The 13,457-nt window shown below is 65.3% G+C and carries 14 protein-coding genes; 7 read left to right on the top strand and 7 right to left on the bottom strand.

Annotation, left to right across the window (positions count from 1 at the left end; translation table 11 throughout):
- Positions 1 to 7: 7 nt before the first annotated feature.
- The 4 genes from ACQP1G_RS22770 to ACQP1G_RS22755 all read right to left on the bottom strand — a co-directional run bounded on the left by ACQP1G_RS22770 (position 8) and on the right by ACQP1G_RS22755 (position 3,876).
- On the bottom strand, positions 8 to 883 hold the full coding sequence (locus tag ACQP1G_RS22770) for an ABC transporter permease (protein WP_433207849.1): 876 nt from the start codon (positions 881 to 883) through the stop codon (positions 8 to 10).
- Entirely contained in the window at positions 876 to 1,709 is an 834-nt protein-coding gene (locus ACQP1G_RS22765) for an ABC transporter ATP-binding protein (protein WP_433207846.1), read from the bottom strand. The genes ACQP1G_RS22770 and ACQP1G_RS22765 overlap by 8 nt, the downstream gene beginning before the upstream one ends.
- A complete protein-coding gene (locus tag ACQP1G_RS22760) occupies positions 1,706 to 2,791 on the bottom strand; it encodes an ABC transporter substrate-binding protein (RefSeq protein WP_433207843.1) in 1,086 nt (361 codons plus the stop codon). Before ACQP1G_RS22760 ends, ACQP1G_RS22765 begins: the two co-directional genes overlap by 4 nt.
- Positions 2,792 to 3,096: 305 nt before the next feature.
- Positions 3,097 to 3,876 carry an IclR family transcriptional regulator gene (locus tag ACQP1G_RS22755; RefSeq protein WP_433207840.1) on the bottom strand — a complete coding sequence of 260 codons (780 nt, stop codon included), beginning with the start codon at positions 3,874 to 3,876 and terminating at the stop codon, positions 3,097 to 3,099.
- A gap of 252 nt (positions 3,877 to 4,128) precedes the next feature.
- On the opposite strand from ACQP1G_RS22755, the gene ACQP1G_RS22750 reads away from it, so the two are divergent.
- Together ACQP1G_RS22750 and ACQP1G_RS22745 are read left to right on the top strand one after the other, a co-directional pair.
- Positions 4,129 to 5,703 carry an FAD-binding protein gene (locus ACQP1G_RS22750; protein ID WP_433207837.1) on the top strand — a complete coding sequence of 525 codons (1,575 nt, stop codon included), beginning with the start codon at positions 4,129 to 4,131 and terminating at the stop codon, positions 5,701 to 5,703.
- Positions 5,700 to 6,038, top strand: coding sequence for a 4Fe-4S dicluster domain-containing protein (locus ACQP1G_RS22745; protein ID WP_433207834.1), 339 nt, complete (start codon positions 5,700 to 5,702; stop codon positions 6,036 to 6,038). The genes ACQP1G_RS22750 and ACQP1G_RS22745 overlap by 4 nt, the downstream gene beginning before the upstream one ends.
- Before the next feature lie 98 nt (positions 6,039 to 6,136).
- On the opposite strand, the gene ACQP1G_RS22740 is transcribed toward ACQP1G_RS22745, so the two are convergent.
- Positions 6,137 to 6,835 (bottom strand): TetR/AcrR family transcriptional regulator, encoded by a 699-nt coding sequence (locus ACQP1G_RS22740; protein WP_433207831.1) that lies wholly within the window; start codon positions 6,833 to 6,835, stop codon positions 6,137 to 6,139.
- 121 nt (positions 6,836 to 6,956) lie between these two features.
- Here ACQP1G_RS22740 and ACQP1G_RS22735 point away from each other — a divergent pair, with 121 nt between their 5' ends.
- The 3 genes from ACQP1G_RS22735 to ACQP1G_RS22725 all read left to right on the top strand — a co-directional run bounded on the left by ACQP1G_RS22735 (position 6,957) and on the right by ACQP1G_RS22725 (position 10,176).
- Positions 6,957 to 7,886, top strand: coding sequence for an NAD-dependent epimerase/dehydratase family protein (locus ACQP1G_RS22735; RefSeq protein WP_433207828.1), 930 nt, complete (start codon positions 6,957 to 6,959; stop codon positions 7,884 to 7,886).
- 74 nt (positions 7,887 to 7,960) lie between these two features.
- Positions 7,961 to 9,685, top strand: coding sequence for a GMC family oxidoreductase N-terminal domain-containing protein (locus tag ACQP1G_RS22730; protein ID WP_433207825.1), 1,725 nt, complete (start codon positions 7,961 to 7,963; stop codon positions 9,683 to 9,685).
- A gap of 188 nt (positions 9,686 to 9,873) precedes the next feature.
- Positions 9,874 to 10,176 carry a hypothetical protein gene (locus ACQP1G_RS22725; RefSeq protein WP_433207822.1) on the top strand — a complete coding sequence of 101 codons (303 nt, stop codon included), beginning with the start codon at positions 9,874 to 9,876 and terminating at the stop codon, positions 10,174 to 10,176.
- A gap of 71 nt (positions 10,177 to 10,247) precedes the next feature.
- Here the strand turns inward: ACQP1G_RS22725 and ACQP1G_RS22720 are convergent, their stop codons facing one another.
- Positions 10,248 to 10,784, bottom strand: a complete 537-nt coding sequence (locus ACQP1G_RS22720) for a DoxX family protein (protein WP_433207819.1) — start codon at positions 10,782 to 10,784, stop codon at positions 10,248 to 10,250.
- A gap of 25 nt (positions 10,785 to 10,809) precedes the next feature.
- On the bottom strand, positions 10,810 to 11,562 hold the full coding sequence (locus tag ACQP1G_RS22715; RefSeq protein WP_433208726.1) for a dioxygenase family protein: 753 nt from the start codon (positions 11,560 to 11,562) through the stop codon (positions 10,810 to 10,812).
- A gap of 138 nt (positions 11,563 to 11,700) precedes the next feature.
- On the opposite strand from ACQP1G_RS22715, the gene ACQP1G_RS22710 reads away from it, so the two are divergent.
- Together ACQP1G_RS22710 and ACQP1G_RS22705 are read left to right on the top strand one after the other, a co-directional pair.
- A complete protein-coding gene (locus ACQP1G_RS22710) occupies positions 11,701 to 12,150 on the top strand; it encodes a MarR family winged helix-turn-helix transcriptional regulator (RefSeq protein WP_433207816.1) in 450 nt (149 codons plus the stop codon).
- Positions 12,151 to 12,432: 282 nt separating this feature from the next.
- Positions 12,433 to 12,912, top strand: coding sequence for a hypothetical protein (locus ACQP1G_RS22705; protein ID WP_433207813.1), 480 nt, complete (start codon positions 12,433 to 12,435; stop codon positions 12,910 to 12,912).
- Positions 12,913 to 13,457 lie beyond the last annotated feature (545 nt).

The raw sequence follows: 13,457 nt of genomic DNA, 5'->3' as shown, positions 1-13,457 counted from the left end.
GAGGTCCTTAACGAGAGGATTCGGTGCGCCAGCGGGACAGGCGGCGTTCGAGGGCGACGACCACGCCATTGAAGGTCAGCCCCAACAGCGAGATCGCGAGGATGCCCGCATACATATTCGGAATCTGGAAGTTCTGCTGGGCGGCGGTGATCAGGTAGCCGAGTCCGGCTCGCGCACCGACCATTTCGGCGGCGATGAGCACCAGGATCGAAGAGGCCGCCGCCATCCGAACACCGGTGAATATTGATGGCACCGCAGCGGGCAGGACCACCTTCTGGAACAGCCGAAGCGGAGAGAAGCCGAGCGAAACAGCCGATTTGATCAGCAGCGGCTCCACCGTGCGGACACCGGTGATGGTGTTCAACAGGATCGGGAAGAAACTCGCGTAGACCACGAGCGCGATCTTGGACGTCTCGCCGATCCCCAGAATCAGGATGAACACCGGCAACAGCGCCAAGGCCGCTGTGTTGCGGAACAATTCGAGAATCGGAGTGAGCAACTCCGCCACCGGCCTGTACCAGGCGATCGCGACACCGACCGGAATGGCCACCGCTAGTGCGAGGAAGAATCCGGTCGCCGATCGGGTCAGGCTGGCCGAGACGTGTTCCCACATCTCACCGCTCTGGACCAGGTCGACAAAGGCCTGAGCGACCGTCGAGAACGGCGGCAGGAAGACCTCGTCGACCAGCCCGAGGCGCGGGGCCGCCTCCCAGACCGCGACCAGCAGACCAATGGCGGAAGTGGGCTTGAAGATTCGCCACGCAAGCAGCGCAAGCGCTCGCAATACCCGCGGCGCGCCGACCCGCGCCGGTGCGACGGACTCCACCCGGCTCCGCACGACGACCGGCCGGGACTTCTCGATAACCTGTACCGCGCTAGACATGAACCGACTTCCTTTCGGTATTCGCGGCCGACTCCCGCTCGAGTCCCTGCGCTCGGGTGACCTCGCTCTGCAACTGCGTCCAGATCTGATGCCGGGCTTCCCTGAAGCGTTCGCTCGAACGCACATCCGCACCGGAGTCCCGATCGATTTCGATATCGATAATGGCCTTGACCCGCCCCGGCCGGGATGTCAGCACCGCAACCCGCTGGCCGAGGTAGACGGCCTCGTCGATGCCGTGGGTGATGAACAGGATGGTCTTGCCGGTCGCCCGCCAGATCCGCAACAGCTCGTCCTGCAAGGACTCCCGGGTCTGGGCGTCGAGCGCGGCGAACGGCTCGTCCATCAACAGCACCTCCGGATCGAAGGCGAGGCTGCGGGCAATGGCAACGCGCTGCTTCATCCCACCGGACAGCTCGTGCGGATAGCGATCACCGAAACCGTCGAGCCCGACCAACTGCAGGTATTCGGCCGCGATCTTCCGACGTTCCCGGCGCCGGACACCCTTCGCCTCCAAACCGAATTCGATATTGGCTCGCGCGGTGCGCCACGGCAGCAGCGCATACTGCTGGAACACAATGCCTCGGTCCAGTCCGGGACCGTTGATCGGCTTACCGTCCAACAGGATTCGCCCGGCACTCGGCTTGCTCAGCCCACCGAGCAGATCGAGCAGCGTCGACTTTCCGGAACCGCTGGGGCCGACGAGTACCAGGAATTCGCCCTCACGTAGTTCCAGCGATATATCCTCGATCGCGGTGAACTCCTGGTTCGAACCCCGGACCGGAAACTGTTTGCGCACACCGGTGAGTGCGAGTTTCACCTGACTCATTTCGCCGCGACCGCCTCTCCGGTCGGGCCGGCAGCCGGACCGTAGGTGCCATTGGCGTAGGGGTTGTCCTTATTGGTGAACAGATCCTTCGCGGAGAGTTTTCCCGCGGGCAGATCACCGTTGCGGACCAGCCAATCGATCCAGATCTGCAGTTCCTTCTCGGCGATCACAGCACCGGGCACCGGGATGCCCGGACTCTTCCAGAACTTCAGCAGATCGGTATTCTCGTTGCGCCCGCGCTTATTGATGATCGAGGCGAGGCGTGCCACCACCTCGTCGCGCGGTGTCACCTGCAGCCAGCGCGTCGCCCGCGCGGTGCCCTGCACGAAGTCCTTGACCGCCTCTGGATTCTGGGCGATGTAGTCCTTGCGGAAAACGTAAGTCCCATAGTCGAACTGCCCGAACAAGGCCTTATCGGTGTAGAGCGGGTGGATCCCACCGCGCCCTTCCGCGCTCTCCCGAAAGACGCCGCCCAGGGTGCCGACATCGATCTGGCCCTTGCGCAGGGCGTCCTCGGTATTGGCGGGCGGCACCACGATCAACTCGACCTGTTTGATCTCCTGGTCGGTCAGCCCCTGCTGGTGCAGCCATTCCCGAGTGATGAATTCATGGTGTGCGCCAAGGGTATTGACACCCACCTTCTTGCCGATCAGATCCCGTGCCGAGGTGATACCGGAATCGTCGCGAACGAAATAGCCGGTGAACGATTGCTCGTCCGCGCCGTAGGAACTCAGTACCGAGGTGACTGCCGCGCCGCCCGCGACCAACTTGACGACCGCGCCGTTGAACGCGCTGCCGAACTCGATCTGTCGGGTCGCGGCGGCCTGGATATTCGCCGGTCCGCTCGTGGTGTCGCCCTCCCAGTGCAATGCGATCTTGGAGAAGTAGCCGAGGTCGTCGGCCAGTTCGAAGGCCGATACCTGGCCGGTCGACCCCTGGTAGCGCAGCACGGCCTTGCCGTCGGCATCGGTGCCCGGCCCGGACTTTCCGCAGCCGGTGAGCACCGCGAGTGCGGCGGGAATGGTGAGTGCAGCGGCCAGCGCACGGACGATCCGTGGCCTGGTTTTCTGGGACAACGTCATGGGAGTTCTTTCACCGAATGCGCCCTGCCGCGCGGCGGCATCTGAGCACGCCGCAACGACAGGTAAGCGCGAAGGATTACCTGATTGTCGAATGCGGCTACCGGTTTTCGGCGACCGCGGATTCAGGCGCGACAGACTCCGTGCGGGAGGCGCATGAGATCTACCGTGCGACGGCGGATCAGCGCAGTGGATTCGACCATGTCAACGACCTTCGTGGATTGGATAGAAGCGGCGACCCCGCGGCTTTGTGTCCATGGTGGGGTCGCCCCGTGCCGGGCGACAATGCCGATTTCACATTGTGAAAATCACCGTGAGTACAACTCGACCGGCGCATCGGTAATGGCGGCGGTCGAGTGGAAGAGTGGCGCGATCCGGCCCGAGATCCGGCGCATCGCCGGCACGATGCCACGAACCAATTCCGCATTGAGACGCGCCGAACGAGCCTGTACGCCGAGCGCGCCCCAGACCTGCCTGTCGGGGCCCAGGATCGGCACCGCTACCGAGCGCACCGGATCCTCGCGCTCGATGATCTCCTCGGCGAAACCGCTGCGGCGCACCCGATCCAGATCGGTGGGCAGCAGCGGCGTCGGCCGCCGGTCCGGTCCGTCGACAATGGCTCCCACCGGGGAGAAGGCCAGTAGCGCGTGCCCGACCGCGCTGGATCGCAAGGGCTGGCGGGCGCGCGGTAGCTGGTTCGGGCAGAAGTACACCGGCGGCCTGGCCTGGAAGACCGTGACCGCGTCCCGGTCCTCGGCGACACTCAGGCTGACGGTTATCTTGATGCCCGCGGCCAGCGCATACAGGTGCGGCGCTGCCGCGTCGATGCCCAAGCGCGACAGCGCGGGCCGGGCCAGTGCGGCGAGTCCCTGGCCGATGCGGTAGCGATCGGTCGCTGCATCTTGCTCCAGCAACCGGCCCCGCACCAACGCCTGGGCCAGCCGATAGGTGGTGCTGACCGGCAGGCCCGCACGATGGGCCAATTCGCTCACCGACAGTTCCGGATCATCGCCCTCGAAGCAGTTCAGCACGTGGATCGCGCGGTCGACCGCTTGGGCACCCGAACGGGGTTGATCGGCGGCAGTCATGGTTCCTCCTGATATTTCTACCGATCGGGATGTGACCAGAACTATCGCCGGGTGCGCCGGGTGCGGCAATGGTTCTGCGCCGGCTGCGCAGATTTCTCGCGTATCAATGTCCCACGCGTCAAAATCGCGCTGATTGCAAGGGTTTCGCGATGCCGATGACGTTCGTAGATTTCGAATTCCCTGCGCTGACCCCGCATTCCGCCGACGATTGCCCATTCTCGGCCGCAATCCCGACGCCTCAGGAGCAGACGCATGAGTGAACTCTGGCAGACCGATACCGATGTGCTGGTGATCGGTGGCGGACCGGCCGCCGCATGGGCGGCCGTCCACGCGCGCGAGGCAGGGGCCGAGGTGACCCTCGTCGATAAGGGTTACTGCGGAACCAGCGGCGCCACAGCGCCTTCCGGCACCGGCGTCTGGTACGTCGCCCCGGAGGCGACCGCGCGGGCGCATGCCAAGGCGAGTCGAGAGGCACTCGGCGGCCATCTCGCCGACCACTATTGGATGGATCGGGTCCTCGATCAGACCTACACCAATATGAATAGGCTTGCGGTGGAGGGCAAATACCCGTTCCCGATCGACCCCGCGACCGGCGAGCAGCTACGTACCGGAGTGCAGGGGCCCGAATACATGCGCCGGATGCGCATGTGGATCAAACGCCTCGGTGTCCAGATCCTGGATCACGCGCCGGCTCTCGAACTGCTGGTCGACGACGAAGGCACGGTTCGTGGCGTGGCCGGATACCAACGTCAACTCGACCGCGACTACCGCATCTCGGCAGGTGCGGTGGTGTTGGCCAGTGGTGGCTGCGCGTTTCTCTCGCGCGCGCTCGGCACCAACGTCGACACCGGCGACGGCGCGCTGATGGCCGCCGAGGTGGGGGCGCGCTTCTCCGGTATGGAGTTCTCCAATGCCTACGCGATCGTGCCCAAGGGTTCGACCATCACCAAGACCGCCTACTACGGCTACGCGACGTTCTTCCACGAGGACGGGCAGGTACTCGAGGGCGCTGGATCGACAAAGGGACGATCTGTTATTGCCCGAACCCTGTTGTCGGAGCGGGTGTTCGCACAACTGGACCGGGCCGATGTGACGGTACAGGCACAGATGCGACTCGGGCAGCCCAACTTCTTCCTACAGTTCGATCGGCGCGGCATCAATCCGTTCACCGACCGTTTCGAGGTCGATCTGCTCGCCGAAGGCACGGTGCGCGGCACCGGCGGCATCGATGTCGTCGACGACGACTGCGCGACCACGGTGCCCGGGCTGTTCGTGGCGGGAGATGCGGCCACCAGGGAACGGATCTGCGGCGGTTTCACCGGTGGTGGCAGCCACAATTCGGCGTGGGCGATGTCGTCGGGGAGTTGGGCGGGCGCGGGCGCGGCCCGATTCGCGCTCGGCTCGTCGCGGCCCGACGACGCGGCCTTGCATGGTGCGGGCCGGGTCGGATTGCGGCCGACGGGCTCGCCCACGCTCTCGGCCGCCGAGGTCGTCGACGCCGCGCAGCAGGAGCTGATTCCGTTCCAGAAGAACTATTTACGCCACGGCGATCGACTGCGGCCCGCCCTCGATGAACTCGACACGCTCTGGAAGCGCGCCGGTGCGGAGCTCGGCGGCCGCACCGGAGACGAGCGGATCCGCGCCCGCCAGGCCGCCGCCATCACCGCGGTCGGCAGGCTCATGTACGAATCGACATTGTCGCGCACCGAGACTCGCGGCATGAGCAAGCGCTCCGACCATCCGCACTTGGATCCGGCACAGCGGCACCATATCCGCTCCGGTGGCCTCGACACCGTGTGGACCGTGACGGCCGCGGTGGCGTCATGATCGAACGCGTACTCGCCGACGCCTGCATCGGCTGCGATAAGTGCGTCGACGCCTGCCCCACCAATGTCTTCGACCGCACCGAATCCGGAATCCCCGTCATCGCAAGGCAATCGGACTGCCAGACCTGCTTCATGTGTGAGGCCTACTGCCCCACCGACGCGCTGTATGTCGATCCCGAATCGACCCCGCTGGCCGCGGGCAGCCCCATTCCCGAGGACCAGATCGGCCGCTATCGCGAAACACTCGGCTGGGGAAAAGGGCGCGCGGCAGGCGCACTGGTCGCTATCGGCCCCCGCCTGCCCCACGGCGCACCCCCGCCCCGCCTCACCACCTGACCCCGCACCCCTTGTCGGGATCCGCACCCATTGCAGGCACCCGATATCGGGTGCGAATCCCGAGAAGCAGTGCGGGTGTTCGGACGCGGCCTGCGTACTCAGCCGCGGTAGCCGAGTTGGTCGAGTAGCCCGTCGAGTTGGAGTTCGAAGAGTTCGGCGCGGTCGGCGAAGGTGTCGGTGCCGTACTGGTCGAAGACGTCGAAGGTCACGGCACCGAATAGACCGGTCCACATGGTGATGCCGCGGGCGATGAGCCAGTCCGGTACGTCGAGGTCGAAGACCGCTCTGATATTCGCGAAATTGCCTGCGAGCGCGGATGATATCGACCGCTCCTTTGCCGGAGCGGTGAGCAGACCCGCATGGTAGGCGCGGGCGAACAGGGTCTGCATGGTGGCGATCACTCGGGTGCCGGGGACAGTCGTCTGTTCCGCTGGAGCGTCATAGCCAGGGACCGGTGTGCCGAATAGCAGTCCATAGCGGGCGGGTTCGGCCAGTGCCCAGGCGCGGACGGTGCGGCCGACGATGCGCAGCCCCTCGATCGGATCGTCGGGGGCATCGGCCAGCGCCGCGTCCACCGCGTCACCGAGCGCGTTATAGCCGTCGATCACGAGCAGAGTCAGCAGTTCATCGCGGCTGCGCACATAGCGGTAGACCGCCGAGGAGACGACACCGAGATCGCGCGCGACCGCGCGCAGCGACAGGGCGGCCGCACCATCGGTGGCCAGATGTTCGCGTCCGATCCGGACGATATCGTTCATGGTCTGGGCCCTGGCACGGGCTCGTGGTGTCGTCGCCATATCGATCACCTTGCGCGGTCTCGAGAGCGATGTCAACTAATGCGAGCACTGCTCTTGACTTCGGGTTGCGACGACGACATGCTTGACAGAGCTCACCAGAGTAGACGTCGGAGGATGCACCATGTCGGATTTGCACATCGTCACCGGAGCCGGACCCACCGGAACCACCATCGCCGAGCAATTGGCCGCATCGGGTGTGCAGGTGCGGGTGCTTACGCGCTCCGGCAGCGGTCCCGACCATCCCCTTGTCGAGCGACGCAAGATCAATGTGACACTGCCCGATCAGCTTTCGGGTGAGTTCGACGGCGCGACAGCCGTCTACCACTGTCTCGGCGGTTCGGAGTACACGGCGAAGGTCTGGCAGGCCGAGCTGCCACCGGCCGAGCTTGCCGTACTGGACGAGGCCGAAAAGGCAGGCACGGTAGTCGTTTTCGCGGAAAACCTGTACTCCTACGGCAAGGTCGACGGACCGATTACCGAAAACCTGCCCCGCAATGCCGATTTCGGCAAGCCCGGTGTCCGGACCCGGCTGCTGCGCGCCCGCGAGGCGCATGCGGCGGCAACGGTGAGCGTCGCCGCCGCGGACTTCCTCGGCCCATACGTGCGCAATTCGCTGGCCGGAGAGCAGCTCTTCGTCCCGATCCTCACCGGTAAGCGCGTACAGGCATTCGGCAAACTGAATCTCCCGCACTCCTACACGTATATGCCCGACCTCGCCGCCGCCATGATCCGCGCGGCCGCCGACCGATCGGTGTGGAACTCCGTCCTGCACGCCCCGACCGCACCGCCGCTCACCCAGCGCCAACTCATCGACGCCATCGCGGCCGCCGCGGGCGTCGACTCGCCCAAGGTCTTCGCGGCACCGGCCGCGATGCTGCGCCTACTCGGCATCACCAGCGAACTCATGCGGGAACTCGCCGAGATGAGCTACCAGGTCACCCGCCCGTTCGTGCTGAACTCCGCCGCCAGTGAGCAGCGCCTCGACCTGCACCCGACACCCATCGACCAGGCCGTCGCAGCGACCGTCGCGTGGTGGAAAACCCAGCTCTGAACCCCCGAACGGGGCTTAGCTACTCGGTAGTAGTGTTACCGGTGTCACTGGCGACACAGATCGAGGAGCACCACATGGGCCAGCGGGAGACGGATTTCGACGTACTCATCGTCGGTTCAGGATTCGGTGGCAGCGTTACGGCACTGCGGCTGATCGAGAAGGGGTATCGGGTCGGGGTACTCGAGGCAGGTCGGCGCTATGCCGACGACGAGCTCCCGGAAACCAGCTGGGACCTGCGCAAGTTCCTCTGGGCGCCCAAGCTCGGGTGCTATGGCATCCAGCGCATCCATCCACTGCGCAACGTGCTGATCCTCGGCGGCGCCGGTGTCGGCGGCGGTTCGCTCAACTACGCGAATACCCTCTATGTGCCGCCGGAGCCGTTCTTCCAAGACCAACAGTGGCGCGATATCACCGACTGGCGCGCGGAACTCACGCCGTACTACGAGCGCGCGAAGAAGATGCTCGGCGTGGTGCAGAACCCGCATCTGACACCGGCGGACGAGGTGTTCAAGAAGGTCGCCGATGATATGGGTTTCGGCGACACCTTCGTACAGACCCCGGTCGGCGTCTTCTTCGGCGAACCGGGAAAGACCGTGACCGACCCCTACTTCGGCGGTGTCGGTCCCGATCGCACCGGCTGCCTCGAATGCGGTGAATGTATGACCGGCTGCCGCCACGGCGCGAAGAACACCCTGGTCAAGAACTACCTGTATCTCGCGGAAAAGGCTGGCGCACAGGTGATCCCGATGACGACGGTGACCTCGATCCGCCCGCTGCCCGACGGCACCTGGGACGTCTCGACCGAGCGCACCGGCGCGTGGTTGCGCAAGCGCCCGCAGACCTACACCGCGGGCCAGGTCGTGCTCGCCGCGGGCACCCTCGGCACGCAGAAGCTATTGCACGCGATGCGCGATAAGGGTGTGCTCCCCGAATTGTCCAACCGGCTGGGCGAACTCACCCGCACCAACTCCGAATCCATTGTGGGCGCGGCGACCCGCAAGGTGGATCCTGACATCGACTTCACCCGCGGCGTCGCGATCACCTCATCGATCCACCCGACCCACGACACCCACATCGAGCCAGTTCGCTACGGCAAGGGCTCTAATGCCATGGGACTGATGCAGACACTGATGGTCGACGGCGGCGGCCGGATGCCGCGCTGGCTGCGCTTCCTCGGCCAGGTGGTACGAAACCCGTTCACCCTCATCAGTTTCCTGAGCGTGCAGAACTGGAGCGAGCGCACCATCATCTCCCTGGTCATGCAGCACCTCGACAACTCGATCACCACCTACACCAAGCGAACCCTGTTCGGCCGCAAGCTCACCAGCAAACAAGGCCACGGTGAACCGAATCCGACCTGGATTCCGGCGGGCAACGAAGTGACCCGCAAGGTAGCCGAGGAAATCGGTGGCGTCGCCGGCGGCAGTTGGGGCGAAGTCTTCAATATCCCCCTCACCGCCCATTTCCTCGGCGGCGCACCCATCGGCGCGAACCGCGACTCCGGCGTAATCGACGCCTACCACCGAGTTTTCGGCTACCCGACGCTGAGCGTGGTCGACGGCGCGGCGGTATCCGCCAACCTCGGCGTCAATCCGTCACTGACCATCACCGCCCAAGCCGAACGTAGCGCCGCCTACTGGCCCAACAAGGGCGAGCAGGATCTGCGTCCGCCGCAAGGCGTTGCCTACCAACAGATTCAGCCGATCGCCCCCAACAACCCGGTCGTCCCCGCCGCGGCACCGACCGCCCTGCTCCTCCCGATCGTCGAGATCCGCTCCGATAAGTCCGCCGCCAGCTGACGCAGCCCCAGGGCCTTCGATCCGCCGATCAACCGGGAACGGTTGACCTGGTATCACCGCAAGGTCCAGCTGACCTTGTTCGACACCAGAAGCTCACCGATGCCAAGAATGCCTCGGGCCGTCGTCGCGTCAATTGCACTGCCCCGCCGAGTCGCCAGCGTCGACCTCAGGCGTGTCATGCTGGCGGGGTGGAATCGGAGGCGGCGCAGATACTCGGCATTCTCGATCAGCTGCTGGCGATCGTGCGGTCCGGGCCACAAGATGTGAGCTGGCAGTCTCGGTATGCGGATGAGGCGGAGCTCGCGGTTGATCTCACCGAACATGCGGAACTGATCCGGCAAGGGGATCTGAGTCGGTTGCCCGATCTCAGATTTCTGTTCCTGACGACCGGGCCGCTGTGCGAGATCGCAGCCAGCAGTGGGTGGTTGGAGACCTATACCGTGCTCGGGAACCGGTTCGATCAGTTGTACGAGCGGCTGCGGTCGCCGTGATACCGGCCGTACGAGCGAATCCCTGTGCGCCCCAGGTCGACAGCGGTGTACTGGGGCGCATCCGTGCGCGACTAATTGCGCACGAGCAGGACCGCGCCCGCCACAACCAGGGCCAGCACGATGGCCGCAAGGCCGAAAGCGAGCCGATGGGTGCGCAGAGCGGGAATGAAGCGGTCGACGGCATATCGGCCCGGACCTGTGAGAGCGAGCGCTGCAGCGGCAAGGGTGAGGATCAGTTCGTATTCGATGCCCTTCGGGGCGAAGAAGCCGCCGCCCCATTTGACGGCGATCGCATTCAGGAGGGTTCCGACCAGCGCCGCGGCGGCGAGCGGGGTGAGTAAGCCGACGGCGAGAGCGAGTCCGCCGAAAGTTTCGCTGAGACCGGCGACTACCGCCATCGCCTTGCCCGCGGGGTAGCCGCTCATCTCGAAGAACTTGCCAGTGCCGTCGAGACCGCCGCCGTTGAACCAGCCGAACAGTTTCTGGGCGCCGTGTGCGGCCATGGTCAGTCCCACGACCAGCCGCAGTACGAGCAGACCGAGATCGTAAGTCTGCGTGGGCGTTGCGGTTTCGATGGGATGCACGGGAGCGGTGAGCGTGGCGGTCATGCGGATGCCTTTCGTCGGGGGTGGATCAGCCGAACTGGATGGAGCGCCGGGCCATGCCCAGCCAGAACCCGTCGATCACGGTGCGTTGGTCGGCCAGATCGTCCGCGCTCGCGCCGAGGGCGACGAACAGCGGTGCGAAATGGTCGGTGCGCGGATGCGCGAGATGTGCCGCGGGGGCCTTGTTTTCGAAGTCGAGCAGGGCGTCGAGATCGTGGGCGGCGAGGGTTTCCCGGCCCCAGTCGTCGAATTCGGCGGTGAAGCTGTAGACATGCCCGTCATCGCCGGTGATGGCGCGCAGATTGTGGGTGAAGAAACCGCTGCCGATGATCAGCACGCCCTCGGCGCGCAGCGGCGCGAGCTTGCGGCCGACCTCCATCAACTGCTGGGGGTCCAACGTTGGCATCGACAGTTGCAGCACCGGAACATCGGCATCCGGATACATCTCCTTCAACGGCACATAGGCCCCGTGGTCCAGCCCGCGATCCGGGACATCGACTACGCCGCCGCCGAGCAGCTTGCGGACCTTGTCCGCCAGTTCCGGCGCTCCGGGCGCGGCGTACCGCACCTGGTAGTAGTGCTGAGGAAAACCGCCGAAGTCGTAGACCAGCGGGACCGTTGTGGTCGCGCCGAGCGCGATCGGCGCAGCCTCCCAGTGCGCGGAAATCATCAAAATCGCCGTGGGCCGCGGCAATTCGTGCGACCACGCGGCGAGTTCACCGGGCCACCGGGGATGGTCGGCCAACGGCGGCGCACCATGTGAGAGGTAGAGCACCGGCATCTGTCCGGACCCATCCCGCATCGAATCGCGAAGCGATGTCGCACTCATTGCTGCTCTCCATCCAAATAGTTCAAATTTGAACTCGAACCGACTATAGCTCGTTGTTCAAATTTGAACAACCCGGGTAGAGTGGAAATCGTGGCTGACGCGAAATGGCTCAATGAGCGGGAGATGCGTACCTGGCAGGGGTTCCTGGCGGCCGGGGCGCTCGTCGGCCGCCAGATCGAACAGCACCTGAAGCAGGAGGGGCTCTCGCACACCCAGTACGAAGTCCTGGTCCGCCTCGCCGCCACCCCGAACGGCCAACTGCGGATGACCGAACTGGCCGATGCGCTCTACACCTCGAAAAGCGGCCTGAACTACCAGGTTACGCAGTTGGAGAAATCCGGGCTGGTCCGCCGCGAAGCCTGTCCGACCGACGTCCGCGGCGTCACCGCCGTCCTCACTGCAGACGGCCGTCACCGCCTCGAGCAGATCGCACCCGGTCATGTCGAAACGGTCCGCCGCGTGCTCATCGATGTGCTCAGCCCCGAACAGCAGCAGGCCATAGCCACCGGGCTCGGCGAGGTCGCGCGGCGACTCGGCTAGGTCGAGCCGATCGGACGAGCGCGATCCGGCGTGCGCCACCGCCTACTTCGCCCAGGTAGGACTGCGCGGGCACTTCCGGGGTTTGCCCTGATGACTCCGGGGTTGGGGTCCGACCAAAGGAGGACACCAGCCGCGACCATCGGGCGATGTCACCGCTGCGGGAAGCACGCACAATCAGGGCCGTAAGAAATCTGTTGGGAAACTCTAAGCCACAACAGATTTGATGCCCAGGTACGGATGTGACGCTGATGGTCGCAGATTGACGCCAGAACGGAGAAGACAGTGCCAACGACGTTTCCGAGTTCCGTCACCGAGACCACGTCGGATACGGTGCAGGACTGCCGCCGACGTGGATGGACGGTCGCCGAAACGGCCAATGGCGTCTGCCTGATCACCGACGAACAGATATCCGCCATCGAACTCACCGGCGCACTGGCCGCCACTGTGCGCCGGTTCCTGCGGGCCAACAACCTGTCCGGTCCCGTGATCGAGATTCCGGGCGCTGAGCGCCACGAGATCCATCTGGTCGTCGGCGCCGCCAAGGCAGCGATGGCGATCAGGGCACTGCGCGATGTCGGCGCGATCGTCCACACCGGCGGTGCGTCCATCCCGCTGCCGCCGACCCGACTGTCGGCCGGTTCGGCCTGCTGGGGGATTTCCCCGGCCGAGGCCCGCTGGGTGCCGCCGGTCGTCGCGATCGCCGCCGCGGTGCGCGCGGCCGAAACCGGCCGCAAACCGCACCTCAGCGGCGTGGCCTGCTGAAATCGCGACCCGGGTCGCCGGAATCGGCTCGGGGACAACGACCTTGCGCTGCACGCGTTTCATCCAGTTGTGACTATGTGGCGGTGTTTTCGCGCTGTCAGGTGGCGCGCCGGATGACGAGGGATTCAGCTGCGGATGCCTGGACCTTACGTCTCGATGTGGTGGTCGAGTACCTCGCGCAGGCGCGACAAGGTGGCCTTCCAACCTCGCTCCAAGGCGGCCGAGCGACCACTGAACTTGTCGACTCTGTCGTAGTCCCGATGAGACACATTGGCATGCCGACTACGCCGACAAGATCTGATTCGAAGGACACGCCGATCCGGCGACGATGACGCGTGCACCTCTCAGAGTTGTCCAAGCCGTATTGCCGATCGCCCGCGAATCGGTCCCGGTCGCCCGTGCGCCGACGCTGGGGCGCGATCACGGAGGCGAACACGGGTACCTAATTTTGTTGGGACAGACGACCGGCGAGCTCCACTGAACCTGGTGCCGGTCACAACCGAGCTATCCGCCCGAGACCGATACATCCGGATCCACCCCGGCCT

The organism is Nocardia sp. CA-107356, from assembly GCF_050946365.1.
Lineage (GTDB): Bacteria > Actinomycetota > Actinomycetes > Mycobacteriales > Mycobacteriaceae > Nocardia.
Note: the sequence above shows the minus strand (reverse complement) of the source record. Positions and strands in the feature narration are given on the sequence as shown.

What these genes read in the sequence shown, in the direction of transcription:
- ACQP1G_RS22720 (WP_433207819.1), bottom strand. Translation starts at nt 10,784, where the DNA reads ATGACCGCCACGCTCACCGCTCCCGTGCATCCCATCGAAACCGCAACG.
- ACQP1G_RS22740 (WP_433207831.1), bottom strand. Translation starts at nt 6,835, where the DNA reads ATGGCGACGACACCACGAGCCCGTGCCAGGGCCCAGACCATGAACGAT.
- ACQP1G_RS22745 (WP_433207834.1), top strand. Translation starts at nt 5,700, where the DNA reads ATGATCGAACGCGTACTCGCCGACGCCTGCATCGGCTGCGATAAGTGC.
- ACQP1G_RS22715 (WP_433208726.1), bottom strand. Translation starts at nt 11,562, where the DNA reads ATGCCGGTGCTCTACCTCTCACATGGTGCGCCGCCGTTGGCCGACCAT.
- ACQP1G_RS22765 (WP_433207846.1), bottom strand. Translation starts at nt 1,709, where the DNA reads ATGAGTCAGGTGAAACTCGCACTCACCGGTGTGCGCAAACAGTTTCCG.
- ACQP1G_RS22760 (WP_433207843.1), bottom strand. Translation starts at nt 2,791, where the DNA reads ATGACGTTGTCCCAGAAAACCAGGCCACGGATCGTCCGTGCGCTGGCC.
- ACQP1G_RS22750 (WP_433207837.1), top strand. Translation starts at nt 4,129, where the DNA reads ATGAGTGAACTCTGGCAGACCGATACCGATGTGCTGGTGATCGGTGGC.
- ACQP1G_RS22755 (WP_433207840.1), bottom strand. Translation starts at nt 3,876, where the DNA reads ATGACTGCCGCCGATCAACCCCGTTCGGGTGCCCAAGCGGTCGACCGC.
- ACQP1G_RS22770 (WP_433207849.1), bottom strand. Translation starts at nt 883, where the DNA reads ATGTCTAGCGCGGTACAGGTTATCGAGAAGTCCCGGCCGGTCGTCGTG.
- ACQP1G_RS22730 (WP_433207825.1), top strand. Translation starts at nt 7,961, where the DNA reads ATGGGCCAGCGGGAGACGGATTTCGACGTACTCATCGTCGGTTCAGGA.
- ACQP1G_RS22735 (WP_433207828.1), top strand. Translation starts at nt 6,957, where the DNA reads ATGTCGGATTTGCACATCGTCACCGGAGCCGGACCCACCGGAACCACC.